This is a genomic window from Cellulosimicrobium sp. BMG9.23, from assembly GCF_059159985.1.
Genome location: NZ_JBZGBZ010000001.1, coordinates 501,386 through 516,153, shown reverse-complemented (window position 1 = coordinate 516,153; position 14,768 = coordinate 501,386). Strand labels below are relative to the sequence as shown.

The window sequence follows — 14,768 nt, the reverse complement described above, 5'->3', positions numbered from 1 at the left end:
TGTGTAGCGGGGGCAGGATTTGAACCTGCGACCTCTGGGTTATGAGCCCAGCGAGCTACCGAGCTGCTCCACCCCGCGTCGGTGATCACTACTCTACGCACACACCGCCGGACCGGCCAAATCGGGTCGGCGAGACCTGCGTCACGCCGGCTCGCCGACCGGCTGCCCGAGCAGCTCGATCCCCGCCTCGAGCCGACGGGTCGCGCCCGGTGCGAGGCGCACGTCGGGCTCGCAGTCGGCCCGGTTGAACGCGTCCGTCAGGGTGCTGACGGGCTCGATGGCGAGCGCCGCACGTGAGCGACGAGCGAGCCCGTCGCCCGTGTACACGTGGACGAGCCCGCCGCGCTGCCACAGGGCGAGGCCCTGTCCCGTCCGGGGGTCGCGCACGACGGACCGCGCCCGACCGTCCGCGTCCGCGCGCAGGGACGCGAAGGCATGGTCGAGACGGGCGCCGGAGAGCGCGAGCGGGCCGATCCCGTCGATCTCCGCGAAGGTGGCGGCCCCGGGGAGCGGGATGAGGTCGGGTCCCGTGACGACCGCGCGGGCTGCCGGGACGGTGAGCTCGAGGGAGTCGATGCGCTCGTGGCCCGGGACCCGGAGGTACGGGTGCCAGCCGAGCGTCACCGGGGCGTCCACCTGGCCGGTGTTCGTCGCCCGGAGCTCGACGCGCAGACCCGCGGGACCGATGCCGTACTCGACCTCGAACACCACGGCGAAGGGGTACCCGGGAACGTCGTCGGCACGCACCCGCGTGGTCAGCAGGAGCACCGACTCGTCGGCCGACCGCACGGCGTCCGTCTGCGAGAGCACCGTCCAGTCGAGCGCGCGCACGAACCCGTGCATCGTGACGGGCTCGCCCGCGACGACCGGCGCGACGTCGTGGGTGACGCCGTCGAAGGCGTACGTGCCGCCCGCGATCCTGTTCACGAACGGCGCCATGAGCGCGGACCGGGACGCGTCGTGCGTGCGCAGCTCGTCGTCGTCGGCGAACCCGTCGACGAGCTCCTCGACGCTCACGGACCCGTCAGGCCACCGCCAGGGCGCACGCCAGGCGAGGACCGCGGCCCCGTGCGCCGCGACCACGAGCTCGGCGCCGGACGGGTGCTCGAGCCGCGCCACCGGTGTCCCTGCGGCGTCGCGCGACCACGGCCGTGCGTCGTCGGGCACCGCTCTGAAATCGTTGCTGCAAGCCGTTGCAGGGAAGGTCACGAGGAGCGATCCTCGCGCCCCGGAGCCCAAAAGACAAACGGGCGGGACCACCGAGGTGGTCCCGCCCGCCCGAGCTCCGCCGGGGTCAGCCCCCCGACGGCAGGGTGTCGAGCTCCTGCTCCGCGGCGAGCGCCGCCTCGAGCGCCTGCTGCAGGCGCTCCTGCGCCTCGCCGTACCCCGCGAAGTCGCCCTCCGCGAGCGCCGTCTGGCCGTCCTCGATGGCCTGCTGGGCAGCGGCAAGAGCCTGATCGAGCTGGGCCCGAGCCTCGCCGTTGACCTCACCACCTGCCGGCGGGGCCGGCGTCTCGGCCGGCTCCTCCGTGCCGGGGTCGGTCGTGTCGGGCTCCGTCGTCTCACCGTCGGCCGGCTGGTCGGGGACCTCGGTCTCGACGCCGCCCTCCGCGTCGCCTGCGTTAGCGCCCGAGTCGCCGCCGAACACCTGGTCCAGCGCCTCGTCGAGCGTGTTGGCGAACCCGACCTCGTCGCCGAACGACACGAGCACCTTGCGCAGGAGGGGGAACTGCGTGCCCTGCGTGGACTGCACGTAGACCGGCTGGACGTAGAGCAGACCGCCACCCACGGGGAGCGTGAGCAGGTTCCCGTTGATGACGCTCGAGTCACCTTGACGCAGCAGGTTGAGCTCCTGCGACACCGTCGGGTTCGAGTCGAAGTTGTTCTGCACCTGACCAGGGCCGGGAACCGTCGCGTTGCGCGGCAGCTCGAGGAGCCGCAGCGTGCCGAAGTCCTCCGACCGTTCGCCGTCGACGTTCCCCGGCTCGGCGTCCACGGCGAGGAACCCCGTGAGGATGTTCCGGTCGCTGTCACCGCCCGGGATGAACGTGGACATCAGCGAGAAGGTCGGTTCCTCCTGGCTCGGCATCTGCAGCGTGAGGTAGTACGGCGGCTGCAAGGGGGCGACGTTCCCGCTCGCCGTCGGGTCGGGCGGGCTCTGCCAGAAGTCCTGACCGGAGAAGAACTGTCGTGCGTCGTCCACGTGGTAGCTCGCGAGCAGCGTGCGCTGCACCTTGAAGAGGTCCTCGGGATAGCGCAGGTGGCTCATGAGCTCGCCTGAGATCTCGGACATCGGCTGGACGGACGAGGGGAAGACGTTCGTCCACGCCTGGAGGACGGGGTCCTCGGCGTCCCACGCGTAGAGGTCCACCGACCCGTCGTACGCGTCGACCGTCGCCTTGACCGAGTTGCGGATGTAGTTCACCTGCTGCGGGGCCAGGGCCTCGACCGAGTTCGCGGCGACGAGCGAGTCCGCCGTCGACTCCTCGAGGGACTCCGAGGTCGAGTACGGGAAGCCGTTCGAGGTCGTGTAGCCGTCGACGATCCACTTGACGCGTCCGTCGACCACCGCCGGGTACACGCGGCCGTCGAGCGTGAGGTACGGCGCGACCTTCGCGACGCGGTCGCGCGGGCTGCGGTCGTAGAGGATCTGCGAGTCCTCGGTCACGCGGTCGGAGAAGAGAATCTGCTCGGACCCGAACTTCAGCGCATAGAGCACCTTGTTCATGAACGTGCCCACCTCGGGGCCGCCCGCGAGATCCTGGGTCGGGAAGGTGTTGTTCACCTGCCCGGTGTCGTCGTCGACCGGGTAGTCGAGCTCCCACGGCTCCGTGCCCTCGGGCGCCCCGACGATCGAGTACTGCGGCGCCTCGGGCGAGAAGTAGATGCGCGGCTCGTAGCCGCCGGCGTCGGTGAAGGCGCCCGTCGACGGGATGGAGCCCTCGTAGAACGCAGGCCGCCCGTCCGGCGAGATCTGGTTCCCGTACGCCGCGACGACGCCGAACCCGTGCGTGTAGACCGTGTGGTCGTTGACCCAGTTGCGCTGGTCCGGACCGAGACCGTCCTGGTTGAGCTCGCGCACGGCGATGACGGTGTCGCGGCTCTCGTCCTCGATCGTGTAGCGGTCGACCGACAGCGAACGGGAGAACTGGTAGTACTGCTTGTTCTGCTGGAGCTGGCTGAACGACGGGCTGACGATCTCCGGGTCGAGCAGGCGGATCGACGCCGTCGTGTCCGCGTCCTCGCGCAGCGCGCCCGCCTCGGCCTCGGTCTTGGCGTTGTACTGCTCGGTCTGCACGTCGTCGATGCCGTAGGCGGCCCGGGTCGCGTCGATGTTGCGCTGGATGTACTCCTCCTCGAACTCCGCCGCGTTCGGTGTGACCTGGAAGCGCTGGACGACCGAGGGGTAGATCCCGCCGATCGCGATCGCCGAGACCACCATGAGCCCGACGCCGATGGCCGGCAGACGCCAGTTGCCCCGCACCGCGGTCACCACGAAGAGCGCGGCGACGAAGAGCGCGACGACTGTGAGGATCGCCTTCGACGGGATGACGGCGTGGACGTCGGCGTAGGACGCGCCGTCGAACTTCGCGCCGCCCGAGGTGAGGATCGAGTACCGGTCGAGCCAGTAGTTGGCACCGATGAGCACCATGAGGATCGCAGCGGTGACGGAGAGCTGGACGCGCGCGGCCGTCGTGGTGCGCGGGCCGGAGTCGGCGCCACCGCCGACGCGCAGTCCGCCGTAGAGGTAGTGCGTCGCGAGCGCGGCGATGCCCGAGATGATCACGACCGCCATGAGGAAGCTCACGAGGAAGCGGACCGCCGGCAGCGTGAACAGGTAGAAGGCGAGGTCGATCCCCCACTGGGGGTCGGTCTCACCGAACGGCACGGAGTTGAGTGCGAGCAGCACCGTCTGCCACTGCGACGCCGCCGCGGCGCCCGCGAAGAACCCGACGAGCGCCGGCGCGACGATCATCACGACCTTGCGCAGCGGCTCCACCGCCTCGCGGTACTGGTCGAGCGTCGCCTGCTCCGGCGTGGAGGGCGCGTAGATCGGCCGGTTCCGGTAGGCGAGCGAGAAGGACAGGAAGACGAGGCCGCCCATGACGAGGAAGCCCCCGACGAACAGCGCGATGCGCGTCCCCCACTGGGTCCACAGCACGCGCTCGTAGTCGAGCTGGGTGAACCACAGGACCTCGGTCCAGAACTGGGCGAGCAGGAGCAGCAGGACGACGAGGACGCCGACGACGGCGATCGCGATCCCGATCGGGCTCCGGCGCCGGGCGGGCCGCGCCCCGGAGGACGGCCGGCGGGGCGCTGCGGCGAAAGACACGGTGGGTATACCTCTTTGCGTCGTGACTCGGACGTGCGGCGGGCGGTCGGCAGGGACGTGCCCACCGGGTCAACGCCCACACCTCCCCCAAGGTTCCCACGTCCGGCGCCCCCGTCGCTCTGCGACGATGGGGACATGCCCCGCGCCGACGACACCACCCCCACCGGCACCCCCGCCACCCCCGCTCTGCCCGCTGCCCAGCGCTCGCTCGCGCTGGCCGTGCACGAGGTCGAGACCCACGCCGCCGACGCCGGCTGGGACGCCCCGCCTCGTCTGTTCGCCCTGGTCAGCACCGCGCGCGCACTGGCCGACGACCCGTCCCTGGCGCAGCGGCTGCCCGCGGACGTCGTCGAGGCCGCGACGACGGACCCGCACCACCTGCTCTCGGTCGAGCAGGAGGGCTTCGCGGTCGACGGCGACCTGGACGAGGCCCTGGCGCGAGTCGCTTGGCCCTCGTCGGTCGACGGCACGGCGCTCGTGGTCGAACGGGTCGTCCTCCCGCCGTCGGCGGAGGAGGGCGTCCCGGAGGACCCCGACGCCGCCCTCGACTACCTCGCGAGCCACCCGGACCGCCAGGACGTCCGCCTCGCCGTCGGCGTGCTCCGCGACGGCCCGGCCTGGTGCGCGGTCCGGTCCCGCGCGCACGACGCCGCCACGGACGTCGCGTCGGGACCGGACCTCGTGCCCGGGCTCGTCACCGCGCTGTACGCGACGCTCGAGTGACGGCCGGCGCCGCGACGCCGGACGGGTGACGCCGGGCGACCGGGGTCAGCCGGGCGACCGGGGCCCGCCGCGCGCCTCGCACGTCGGGAGCGAGTCGCCCTGCCCCGCGCCGATCGCCGTCATCGCCTCCCGCGCGTCGGCGAGCGTCGAGACGGCCGCGACGTGCAGCCCCTCCGGGACGTTCCCCACGACCTCCGGACAGTTCGCCTGCGGCGCGAGGAACCACGTCGAGCCGTCGCGCAGCGCGCCGTAGAGCTTCTGCTGGATGCCCCCGATCGGGCCCACGTCGCCCTCCACGCTCATGGTCCCGGTCCCGGCGATCGACACGCCGTTCGCCTCGTCCTCCGGGGTGAGCTGGTCGACGATCCCCAGCGCGAACATCGTCCCGGCGCTCGGTCCGCCGATGTCGTCGATCTGGATCGTCACGTCGACCGGGAAGTCGAACGCCGGGTCGATGAACACGCCGAGCAGCGCCGTGTCGCCGCCGTCGCTCGTCGTGACCGTGAGGTCGGTCTGCTCGCCGCCGCGCACGACGCCGAGGGTCACGTCGTCGCCGGGCGTGACGGCGGCGAGACCGTCGATGAGGTCCTGGTACGTCGGGACCGGGTCGCCGTCCAGCGCGACGATCACGTCGCCCGGCTCCACGACGCCCTCGGCGCCCGTGCCAGGGCTCGCGCCCTGCACCGTCAGGGTGGCGGGCACGTCGTAGCCGAGCTCCGTGAGCGCGGCGACGGTCGCGTTCTCCTGGGAGGAGATCATCTCGGCCTGCCCCTGCTCCTCCGTCTCCTCCTTCGTGCGGTCGGGCGGGAAGACCTCCTCGACCGGCCGCACCGAGCGCGACCCGTCGAACCAGCCCTGCACGACCTGCGCGAGGTTCACCGGGTAGCCGGGGCCGCCCGCGACCGACACCGTCGTCAGGCGCAGCTCGCCCGTCGAGTCGAACGTCTCCGCGCCCGTGATGGAGATCAGCGGGGCCCCGCCCTGCTCGCCGAGCGTGTCCTCCGTCGGCCCGGGCGAACGCACCGCGTACGGTGCCGGCAGCACGGCGAGACCCGCGACGAGGAGCGTCGTGGCGAGCAAGGAGATGCCGAACGTCAGGGACCGGCGGGTCACGGGGGGCGGGGCGTCGTCCTCGGTGAGGAGGTCGTCGAAGGAGGGCGTGTCGCTCACCGGGACATCATCCCCGAGGATCCTGGGATCTCCACGACGGCCGTGCCCGACGGCGCGTGCGGCCACGCGCGTCGGTCTGCCGACCCCGCGTCAACGGCGGGCGCGTGCCTGTCGCCACACCGCTGCGGTCCCCAGGACCGCGACGGCGGCCCCCGCCGCGCCGAGCGCCGCGGCGTCGCGCCCGCCGAACCGGCGCCCGCCCATCCCGAGACGACCCCGCACCTGGTCGAGCAGCACCTCGAGCGCCGCCGCGCTCGACCACGCAGGTGACCACCCGGCGTCGTGCAGGCGCGCCGCGGAGACCGTCCACGGGTAGACGACGAACGCGAGGTCGCTCGCCGGGGAGGGCAGCACGCCGACGCGGTGCAGCCGCTCCGCGGCACCGAAGGCCGTCACCGCGGGGAGCTGGACGGTCCGCATCCCGGCGACCGTCGCGACCGTCTCCGCGTCGAGCTCGTCGGGACGACCGTCGCGCAGGGCACCGGCCGTGAGCCCACCCTCGAGCCCGGCGTCCAGGACGACGCGCACCGCGCTCACGAGGTCCTCCACGTGCAGGAGCTGCCAGGTGCGGTCTCCCCCGCGGACCGTGAGCAGGCGAGGCGCCTCGAAGTGGCGCGTGAGGATCGTGTCGATCCCTGGACCCACCACGACGGCGGGCCGGACGACGGCCAGCGGGACGGGACCGAGCCCCTCGCGCAGGGCGTCCTCGGCGGCCACGAGGTCGCCCGCGACGCCCGCCGCCTCCGGGTCGGGCACCTCGTCGTCGTCGACGACCGCGCGCCCGGGAGCCGCGCCGTGGACGATCGCCGACGTCACCGCGACGACGTGCTCGATCCCGTGGGTGCGCGCGGCCTCACCGACCCACCGCGCCTCGGCGACGAGGCGGTCGCGAGCGCAGAGGCCGGGCTCCCCGCGCGGGCGGGCGGGACCGAACTCGCCCGCCGGCACGACGAGCACGACGCGACGCACATGGTCGGGCCACGGTCGCTGCGGATCGTCGGCGGCCGGCGTCCCGTGCTCGGCTGCCAGCCCTTCCCGGACCGCCCGCGCGACCTGACCCTCCCCCACGACGACGACGTCACGCAGTTCCGACGAGACCGCCGACGAGACCGTCGCCGATTCCGCCGCCGGATCCGTCGACCTGTCCGTCGCGGACGCCGGGTCGCTGCGCCGTGAGCGAACCCCGCCCTCGGACATGGGCCAGCCCCCGTTCTCGGCGCTCGATCGTGGTTACGGTGATTCCCGACGCTACCCCGAGGAGTCCCCATGAGCAGCCTGCCCCCAGACCGCACGCCCGGGCCCGACGACCCGGACGGGCCGGACAGCGGCTTCGAGGAGCTGCTCCGCTCGATGCTCGGCCCCGGCGCCGACGAGGCGCTGCGCGAGCTGCGCGCCCGCGGCTTCGACCCCGCGGCCCTGTCCGCCGGCGGCGGCGCCGCGGCGGACCCCCAGCTCTTCCAGCACGTCCTCGCGCAGGTCCAGCGCCTGCTCTCGACGCCGACGGACGGGCCGGTCAACACGGACGTCTCGCACGACGTCGCGCGGCAGGTCGCCGTCGCCGAGGGCGACCCCTCGGTCACGGGCGCGCAGGAGCGCGAGGTGACGCAGGCGCTGTCGGTCGCGGAGCTGTGGCTCGACGCCGTGACGGACCTTCCCCCGGCCGGCGGCCGCAGCCACGCGTGGAGCCGTTCCGAGTGGGTCGAGCAGACGCTGCCCGCGTGGAACGAGCTCGTCGCGCCGGTGGCGGCCTCCGTGGCAGAGGCGCTCTCCACCGTGCTGCGCGACCAGCTCGGCGACCAGCTCGGGATCGAGGACGACGCACCCCCCGCGATCGGGTTCCAGCTGCCGGGCATGCCTGCGGGCGGGCTCGGCAGCGACCCCGCGGCCCTCATGCAGCGCCTCGGTTCCGCGGTGTTCGGGATGCAGGTCGGGCAAGCCGCGGGCACGCTCTCGCGCGAGGTCTTCGGCGCGACCGACGTCGGCCTCCCGCTGCTCGACCGGCCGGCCACCGTGCTGCTCCCCACGAACGTCACCGCGTTCTCCGAGGGTCTGGACGCGCCGGCGGAGGAGGTGCGCCTCTTCCTCGCGCTCCGTGAGGCGGCGCACGCTCGGCTCTTCACGCACGTGGCCTGGCTGCGGGGGCACCTGCGCGGTCTCGTCGACGCCTACGCGCGCGGCATCACCATCGACCTCGACGCGCTCGAGGCACAGCTCACCGACGTCGACCTCACCGACACCGGCGCGCTCCAGCAAGCACTGTCCGGCGGCGTGTTCGGGCTCCAGAACACGCCGGAGCAGCAGGCGACGCTCCTGCGGCTCGAGACGACGCTCGCGCTCGTCGAGGGCTGGGTCGACGAGGTCACGGCGACCGCCGCGCTGCCGCACCTCCCGCACGCCGTGCCGCTGCGCGAGATGCTGCGCCGACGTCGCGCCGCCGGCGGCCCGGCGGAGCACACCTTCTCGACGCTCGTCGGGCTCGAGCTGCGCCCCCGTCGGTCGCGCGACGCCGCAGCGCTCTGGGCGCTCATCGCCGCGCAGTCGGGGGCCCCGGCGCGCGACGGCGTGTGGGACCACCCCGACCTCCTGCCCGACGCCACGGACCTCGACGACCCTGCCGGGTACGCCGGCCGTCGTGACGCGGCCCGCGCCGAGGAGGCGGACGTCGACAAGGCGCTCGAGGAGATCTTCCGCACGGCCGGCGAGGACCCGGCCGGTGACGCCCCGGCCGGTGACGACACGGAGAACGACGAGACGCGCGACGACGACCGCCGGACGGACGACACGCCGGGTGCGCCGGGGAGCGGCGGAGGCCCGGCCTAACCGACGGGACCGGGGGCGGCGCGGTCGACGTCGGGATCGTCCGGACCGTCGTCGAGCGCGGCGGGGTCCGTGGCGTCACGGGCGAAGGAGACCCCCTCGAGGAAGCCGCGCGCCCTCTCGGTCCGTGGATAGCTCTCGAGGAGCTTCCAGAAGCCAGGTCCGTGCCCGGCGTGCAGCAGGTGCGCGAGCTCGTGCAGCAGGACGTAGTCGAGCACCCATCCGGGCATGCCCCGCACGCGCGTGGAAATGCGGATCGACCCGTCGATGAGGGTGCACGACCCCCAGCGGCGGTCCTGGTTGCCGGCCCAGCGCACGCTCGCGGGACGGGCGCGGCCGTCGAGGTACTTCGCCGAGAGCTCGGCCGCACGCCGCTCGAGCTCGTCGTCCGAGGGGCGCCGTCGACGTTCGGAGTCGGCGAGCCGGTCGAGCATGCGCTGCACCCACTCGCGCTCCTGCTCGCGCGTGAACCGGGCGGGGATCGCGACGATCGTCCGCTCGCCGTCGCGGTACGCGCTCACGGTGCTCTTGCGCCGGCGGCTGCGCCGGACCTCCACGACCGTCTCTCGGACCACGCCAAGACCGTAGTGGTTCTCGCCATGAAATGGCAGGGCCCACGCCGAGACCCTCGCGTGCTGGCGGGCGGCAGCAGGTCGGGGCGTCGCGCTTCGGCCGGGTGGCGGTCAAGGGTTCACCAGCCCTCGGCGGCGAGGCGAGCGGCACCTCCGGGCGCCGACGGTGTGCTGCTCCGCCGAGCAGGCCTGTGGACAACCCGGTCGCACACGGTCCCCCGTGCGACGCTGCTGGTCGTCGTCCGGTCCCGCTCGGGCCGGACCCGGCGACCCAGGAGGAACCGTGCCGTCACGTCAGAGGTTGCGCCCCGCCACGCACGTGCTCCGGCGCGCCCCGGGCGAGCTGCAGTTCGGGACCGACCCGCGCTGGGCGGTCCGGTTCGTCGGGCTCGACGCCGCCGAGGAGTCGTGGATGCGGGCTATGACCGACACCGCGCGCACCCGCCGCGACGCGTCAAGCCTCCCGACGGCGCGGCGCGAGGCGCTCCTGCGCCTGCTCGACGACGCTCGTCTCCTCGTCCCACCGCCGTCGTCGGCCGCGGTGTCCCCGGCTCCTGGTGGGGGTGAGGCGGAGACGGGAGTGCTCGGTGCGCTGCTCCCGGACGGTGACGCCCACCGCGTGCTCGCGGGCCGTCAGCGCGCGGAGGTCGCGGTGGTAGGGCTCGGCCGCATCGGGGCGACTCTCGCGACGACGCTCGCGACCGCCGGCGTGGGAACCGTGACGCTGCACGACACGTCGCCCGTGCTGCTCACGGACGTCGGTCTGGGCGGGTACCGGCTGCGCGACGTCGGTGCTCGGCGCGACGCCGCGCTGACCCGTCTGCTGGGCGAGATCTCGCCGGACGTCCGCACACGGGGCGGACGGTCGTCGGGCGCGGCGGAGGGTTCCCGGGCTCCGGACCTCGTCGTCGTGGTCGAGCACCGGGCGGCCGATCCCGGGCGGGTCCGCGAGCTCGTGGGGGACGGGGTCGCGCACCTGTCGGTGGTGGTGCGGGAGGCCGACGTGCTCGTGGGCCCCTTCGTGCGGCCGGGACTGGACCCGTGCCTGCGGTGCGTCGACCTGCACCGGACGGACGTGGACCCGTGCTGGCCCCAGGTCGCTCAGCAGCTGCGCGACGTCGCCGCTGCGGAGCACGAGGAGTCGGTCGTCGCGGCGGTCGCCGCCTCCGTCGCCGCGGGCCAGGTCCTGGCCTTCGTCGACGGGTCGACGCCTCGCACCGCCGCGGCATGCCTCGAGATCCGTGCTCCCGATGCGATGCCGCGGCTGCGCGAGACGTCTCGCCACCCGCTGTGCGGGTGCGGCGAGCTGACGAGCGCGCCCCCGGACGGGACCCCGCTCGTGCGGTCGGCCCGCACGTCAGGCCGCGGCCGAGGCTGACGCCTCGGCCTCGAGGCGCGCAGCCTCCTCGGCCTGACGTGCGAGGACCTCGGCCTTGCTCGGACGACCGCGGCCGCGCTTGCGCGCGACGACGACGCCGTCGACGAAGACCTCGCCACCCCAGACGCCCCAGGGCTCGCGACGCTCGACGGCGCCGGCGAGGCATCCCTCGACGAGGGGGCACGTGCGGCACAGGGCCTTGGCCTCCTCGACCTCGGTGGCACGCTCGGCGAACCAGAGCTCCGGGTCGTTGGTGCGGCAGGGCAGGAGTCCGGCCAGGAGGCGGTCGAACTCGGCCGCGTCCTTCTCGCCCAGCGGTGTGGCGAGCGGTTGGTGGGGTGCCCAGGGGCCGGATCCGCCCTGGGCAGTGATGTTGTCGAGCAGCGCGGTGAGCCGCACGATGTCCTCCAGTGATGTCCTGTCGTGATGTGAACGTCGTCGTCACAGGACCCGAGGGACAGCGGTCCCCGTCAGTGGAGACGGGGGATGCCGGTGATCCTCATCGGCAGTCGCGCTCTGGAGAACACGAAGGCCGCGGGTCCTAGAGGGACTCCGCGGCCTGGAAGGTGCCGGTCTGTCAGACCGGACGTGTCCTGGGAGCGGAGTCGGGAGCGGGGCGATTGACGAAGGCGCCGCCGTGCACGTGCGCACGCGGACGGAGTCCTCCTGGCGTAACCGTGCAACCGGCCGCGGAATCCAGCAGGATCGTCATAGCGATCTGGTTCTTCATCTCAGCTCCCACCACCCTTCTCTGCTCGGGGACGCGCCTCTCGGCGCAGCCCGCTCCATCAGGACTCGACGAGCGTATGCCGCCCGGTGAAGGAGGCACAACTTATTTCCAAGAATTTCTCGGACGAGTTTTTTCCTGCCCTCGGCCGACCTCTCCCGAGACCCCTCCGGTGAGCGTCCGGGCCCGAGACTCAGGCCTCGGCGCGGGCGACGATCTCGAGGAGCGTCGCCCCGTAACGTTCGATCTTCGCCGGGCCGAGCCCGTTGATGCGCGCGAGCTCCGGCACCGTGCTCGGTCGCGTCTCCGCGATCGCGGCCAGCGTGGTGTCGACGAGGACGGTGAACGCGGGCTTGTCCGTCTCCTGCGCGACCTGCAACCGCCACTCGCGCAACCGGTCGAACAGCACGCGGTCGTACTCGCCGGTGAGCTGGACGCGCGCCTGGCCGGACCGCGCGCGGCGCCCGCGCGGCGCGGCGGGGTCGTCGGGCCAGAGCCCGTCGAGGAACCGGGTGCGCCGACGCGTGGCGCGCCCGCCGGGGTTGCGGGAGCGGGCGAACGACACCTCGAGGTGCTCGCGCGCACGGGTGATGCCGACGTAGAGGAGCCGCCGCTCCTCGGCGACGGCCTCGTCCGTCTCCGCGAGCGAGATGGGCATGAGCCCCTCGCTCATCCCCGCGAGGAAGACGGCGTCCCACTCGAGCCCCTTGGCAGCGTGCAGGGACGCGAGCGTCACGCCCTCGACCGTCGGGGCGTGCTGCGCGGACGCGCGCTCGTCGAGCTCCGCGACGAAGGTCGCGACGGTCGGCGTCGGGGCGTCCGACGCGACGGCCAGCCCGGCGACGTCGTCGGCGAGGGCGACGATCGCCTGCATCGACTCCCACCGCTCGCGCGCCGCGCCCCGCGCGGCGGGCGGCTGAGACGCCCACCCTGCCGAGACGAGGACGTCCCGGACGGCCTCGGGCATCGCGACGTCGGGGTCGGCGGATCGCGCCGCGCCACGCAGCAGCACGATCGCGTCGCGGACCTCCTTGCGCTGGAAGAACCGCTCGCCGCCGCGGACGAGGTAGCCGATCCCAGCGTCTGCCAGCGCGGCCTCGAACGCCTCCGACTGGGCGTTGGTCCGGTACAGGACGGCGACCTCGCTCGCCCGGGTGCCCGCGGCGAGAAGCCGACCGACGCGTTCGGCGATGCCCTTCGCCTCGCTCTCGTCGTCGTCGTACGCCGTGTACGACACCGGGGGGCCCGCGGGCCGCTGGGCGACGAGCTCGAGGGCCTGGTGCGCCCCGCCCGCACGGCCGGCGCGCGCGAGGAGCTGGTTGGCGAGGTGCACGACCTGCGGCGTGGAGCGGTAGTCGCGCACGAGCCGGACGACCTGTGCTCCCGGGTGCGTGCGCGAGAACGTGAGCAGGTGGTGCGGCGTCGCGCCGGTGAACGAGTAGATCGTCTGCGACGGGTCGCCGACGACGCACAGCTCATGGCGACCGCCGAGCCACTGGTCGAGCACGAACTGCTGCAACGGCGAGACGTCCTGGTACTCGTCCACGACGAAGTGGCGGTACTGACGCCGCACCTCGTCGGCGACGCGACCCTGCGTGGCCAGCATGTCGCCGAGCATGAGGAGCACGTCCTCGAAGTCGATGACGGAGCGCTCCGTCTTGACGTCCTCGTACGCGGTGATGAGCCGGGCCACCGTCTGGTGGTCGTAGCCCGACGGCGGGTCACGGTCGATCGCCTCGCTCGCCCGCACGTAGTCGTCGGCGGTCACGAGCGACACCTTGGCCCATTCGACCTCCGACGACAGGTCGCGCACGGCGACACGGTCCACCCCGACGCCGAGGCGCCGGGCGGCCTCCGCGATCACCGGTGCCTTGTGCTCGAGGATGCGCGGCGGCGCACCCCCGACGACCTTCGGCCAGAAGTAGCCGAGCTGGCGCAGCGCGGCGGCGTGGAACGTGCGCGCCTGCACGCCCGTCGCGCCGAGCTCGCGCAGACGGGTGCGCATCTCCCCCGCGGCACGCGCCGTGAACGTCACGGCGAGCACCGACGTCGGCGTATACGCCCCGGTGCGCACGCCATAGGCGATGCGGTGCGTGATCGCCCGCGTCTTGCCCGTGCCCGCACCCGCCAGCACGCACACCGGTCCGCTCAGCGCGAGGGCGACGTCCCGCTGGTCCGGGTCGAGCGCCTCGAGGATGGCATCGGCAGAGCGGAGCACGGGGCGGGCGGAGGCGGCTGCGGAGGGGAACGGTGGCGTGGACATCACGGCGATTCTCGCAGCCCGCGCCCACACCGGACACCCGTCGCGGCCCGGCTGTGGACCGCGCCCCACCTGCCCGCACCAGCGGGCCCAGAGCGCGGGCACCGGAGCGCGGTGCCCGAGGGTGGTGACGGCGCCGGTCGGGAACAACGGCACCTGGGCCGGACGTTCCCCCTGCGGCGCCCGAGCCGCGACCGCAGCCGGGCGCACCGTCCTGCACGTCGACCCGAGGAGACCCTCCGATGCCCACCGCCCCGACCACGCCCGACGCCGGCTCGATCGTCATGTACTCCACGAGCTGGTGCGGCTACTGCCGCCGGCTCAAGACGCAGCTCGAGTCCGAGGGCATCGGGTACACCGAGGTGAACATCGAGGAGCACCCCGAGACCGCCGCCTACGTCGAGCAGGTCAACGACGGCAACCGCACGGTCCCCACCGTCGTCTTCCCCGACGGCACCGCGGCCACGAACCCGTCCCTCGCCGAGGTCAAGCAGCGCCTCGCCGCCTGACTCCTCTCGCAGCTCAGCCCGCGAGCCGCCGTCCCCGCGGTTCTCGCGTGACCACGGGTCTACCTCGCGCGACCACGGCTCTACCTCGCCCGACCACGGGTCTACCTCGCCCGACCGGTGTCCTACCTCGCGCAGTGGTGAGCCGACGGACGAGAGGGCGGGCCGGAGCGGGCGGGGTCGCGGGTCGTGGTGGGTCTGGCGGGAGCCGCGAGGAACGAGCGGCGGATGGTAGACCCGCGACCCCGCCCGCGGAGGCCCGCCCGCGGAGGCCTGCCCGCG

11 protein-coding genes and 1 tRNA gene are annotated in these 14,768 nt (G+C 73.6%); 4 read left to right on the top strand and 8 right to left on the bottom strand.

Features of this window, described 5'->3' with window-relative positions:
* Nucleotides 1–4: 4 nt before the first annotated feature.
* The 3 genes from AC4H2G_RS02120 to AC4H2G_RS02110 all read right to left on the bottom strand — a co-directional run bounded on the left by AC4H2G_RS02120 (nucleotide 5) and on the right by AC4H2G_RS02110 (nucleotide 4,333).
* Nucleotides 5–78, bottom strand: a tRNA-Met gene (locus AC4H2G_RS02120).
* A gap of 63 nt (nucleotides 79–141) precedes the next feature.
* Complete coding sequence (locus AC4H2G_RS02115; RefSeq protein ID WP_494364092.1) at nucleotides 142–1,167, bottom strand: aldose 1-epimerase; 1,026 nt, start codon at nucleotides 1,165–1,167, stop codon at nucleotides 142–144.
* Nucleotides 1,168–1,294: 127 nt separating this feature from the next.
* Nucleotides 1,295–4,333, bottom strand: a complete 3,039-nt coding sequence (locus AC4H2G_RS02110; protein WP_494364091.1) for a UPF0182 family membrane protein — start codon at nucleotides 4,331–4,333, stop codon at nucleotides 1,295–1,297.
* Nucleotides 4,334–4,468: 135 nt separating this feature from the next.
* Between AC4H2G_RS02110 and AC4H2G_RS02105 the strand changes: the two genes are divergently transcribed.
* On the top strand, nucleotides 4,469–5,056 hold the full coding sequence (locus AC4H2G_RS02105; RefSeq protein ID WP_494364090.1) for a PPA1309 family protein: 588 nt from the start codon (nucleotides 4,469–4,471) through the stop codon (nucleotides 5,054–5,056).
* Nucleotides 5,057–5,101: 45 nt separating this feature from the next.
* On the opposite strand, the gene AC4H2G_RS02100 is transcribed toward AC4H2G_RS02105, so the two are convergent.
* Together AC4H2G_RS02100 and AC4H2G_RS02095 are read right to left on the bottom strand one after the other, a co-directional pair.
* Nucleotides 5,102–6,226, bottom strand: coding sequence for a YlbL family protein (locus AC4H2G_RS02100; RefSeq protein ID WP_494364089.1), 1,125 nt, complete (start codon nucleotides 6,224–6,226; stop codon nucleotides 5,102–5,104).
* Between the two features lie 90 nt (nucleotides 6,227–6,316).
* Nucleotides 6,317–7,294 (bottom strand): Rossmann-fold NAD(P)-binding domain-containing protein, encoded by a 978-nt coding sequence (locus AC4H2G_RS02095; protein ID WP_494364088.1) that lies wholly within the window; start codon nucleotides 7,292–7,294, stop codon nucleotides 6,317–6,319.
* Between the two features lie 198 nt (nucleotides 7,295–7,492).
* On the opposite strand from AC4H2G_RS02095, the gene AC4H2G_RS02090 reads away from it, so the two are divergent.
* Nucleotides 7,493–9,046, top strand: a complete 1,554-nt coding sequence (locus AC4H2G_RS02090) for a zinc-dependent metalloprotease (protein WP_494364087.1) — start codon at nucleotides 7,493–7,495, stop codon at nucleotides 9,044–9,046.
* Here AC4H2G_RS02090 and AC4H2G_RS02085 read toward each other — a convergent pair.
* Entirely contained in the window at nucleotides 9,043–9,618 is a 576-nt protein-coding gene (locus AC4H2G_RS02085; RefSeq protein WP_494364086.1) for a YgjP-like metallopeptidase domain-containing protein, read from the bottom strand. The genes AC4H2G_RS02090 and AC4H2G_RS02085 overlap by 4 nt on opposite strands.
* Before the next feature lie 280 nt (nucleotides 9,619–9,898).
* Here AC4H2G_RS02085 and AC4H2G_RS02080 point away from each other — a divergent pair, with 280 nt between their 5' ends.
* On the top strand, nucleotides 9,899–10,993 hold the full coding sequence (locus tag AC4H2G_RS02080; RefSeq protein WP_494364085.1) for a ThiF family adenylyltransferase: 1,095 nt from the start codon (nucleotides 9,899–9,901) through the stop codon (nucleotides 10,991–10,993).
* Here the strand turns inward: AC4H2G_RS02080 and AC4H2G_RS02075 are convergent.
* Together AC4H2G_RS02075 and AC4H2G_RS02070 are read right to left on the bottom strand one after the other, a co-directional pair.
* Nucleotides 10,973–11,392 (bottom strand): WhiB family transcriptional regulator, encoded by a 420-nt coding sequence (locus AC4H2G_RS02075; RefSeq protein ID WP_285821151.1) that lies wholly within the window; start codon nucleotides 11,390–11,392, stop codon nucleotides 10,973–10,975. The two genes, AC4H2G_RS02080 and AC4H2G_RS02075, sit on opposite strands and share 21 nt — an antisense overlap.
* A gap of 521 nt (nucleotides 11,393–11,913) precedes the next feature.
* Entirely contained in the window at nucleotides 11,914–13,983 is a 2,070-nt protein-coding gene (locus tag AC4H2G_RS02070; protein ID WP_494364084.1) for an ATP-dependent helicase, read from the bottom strand.
* A 239-nt stretch (nucleotides 13,984–14,222) separates the two neighbouring features.
* On the opposite strand from AC4H2G_RS02070, the gene AC4H2G_RS02065 reads away from it, so the two are divergent.
* Nucleotides 14,223–14,489: a mycoredoxin gene (locus AC4H2G_RS02065; protein ID WP_251153152.1), complete on the top strand. Its 267-nt coding sequence runs from the start codon at nucleotides 14,223–14,225 to the stop codon at nucleotides 14,487–14,489.
* The last annotated feature ends 279 nt before the right edge of the window (nucleotides 14,490–14,768 follow it).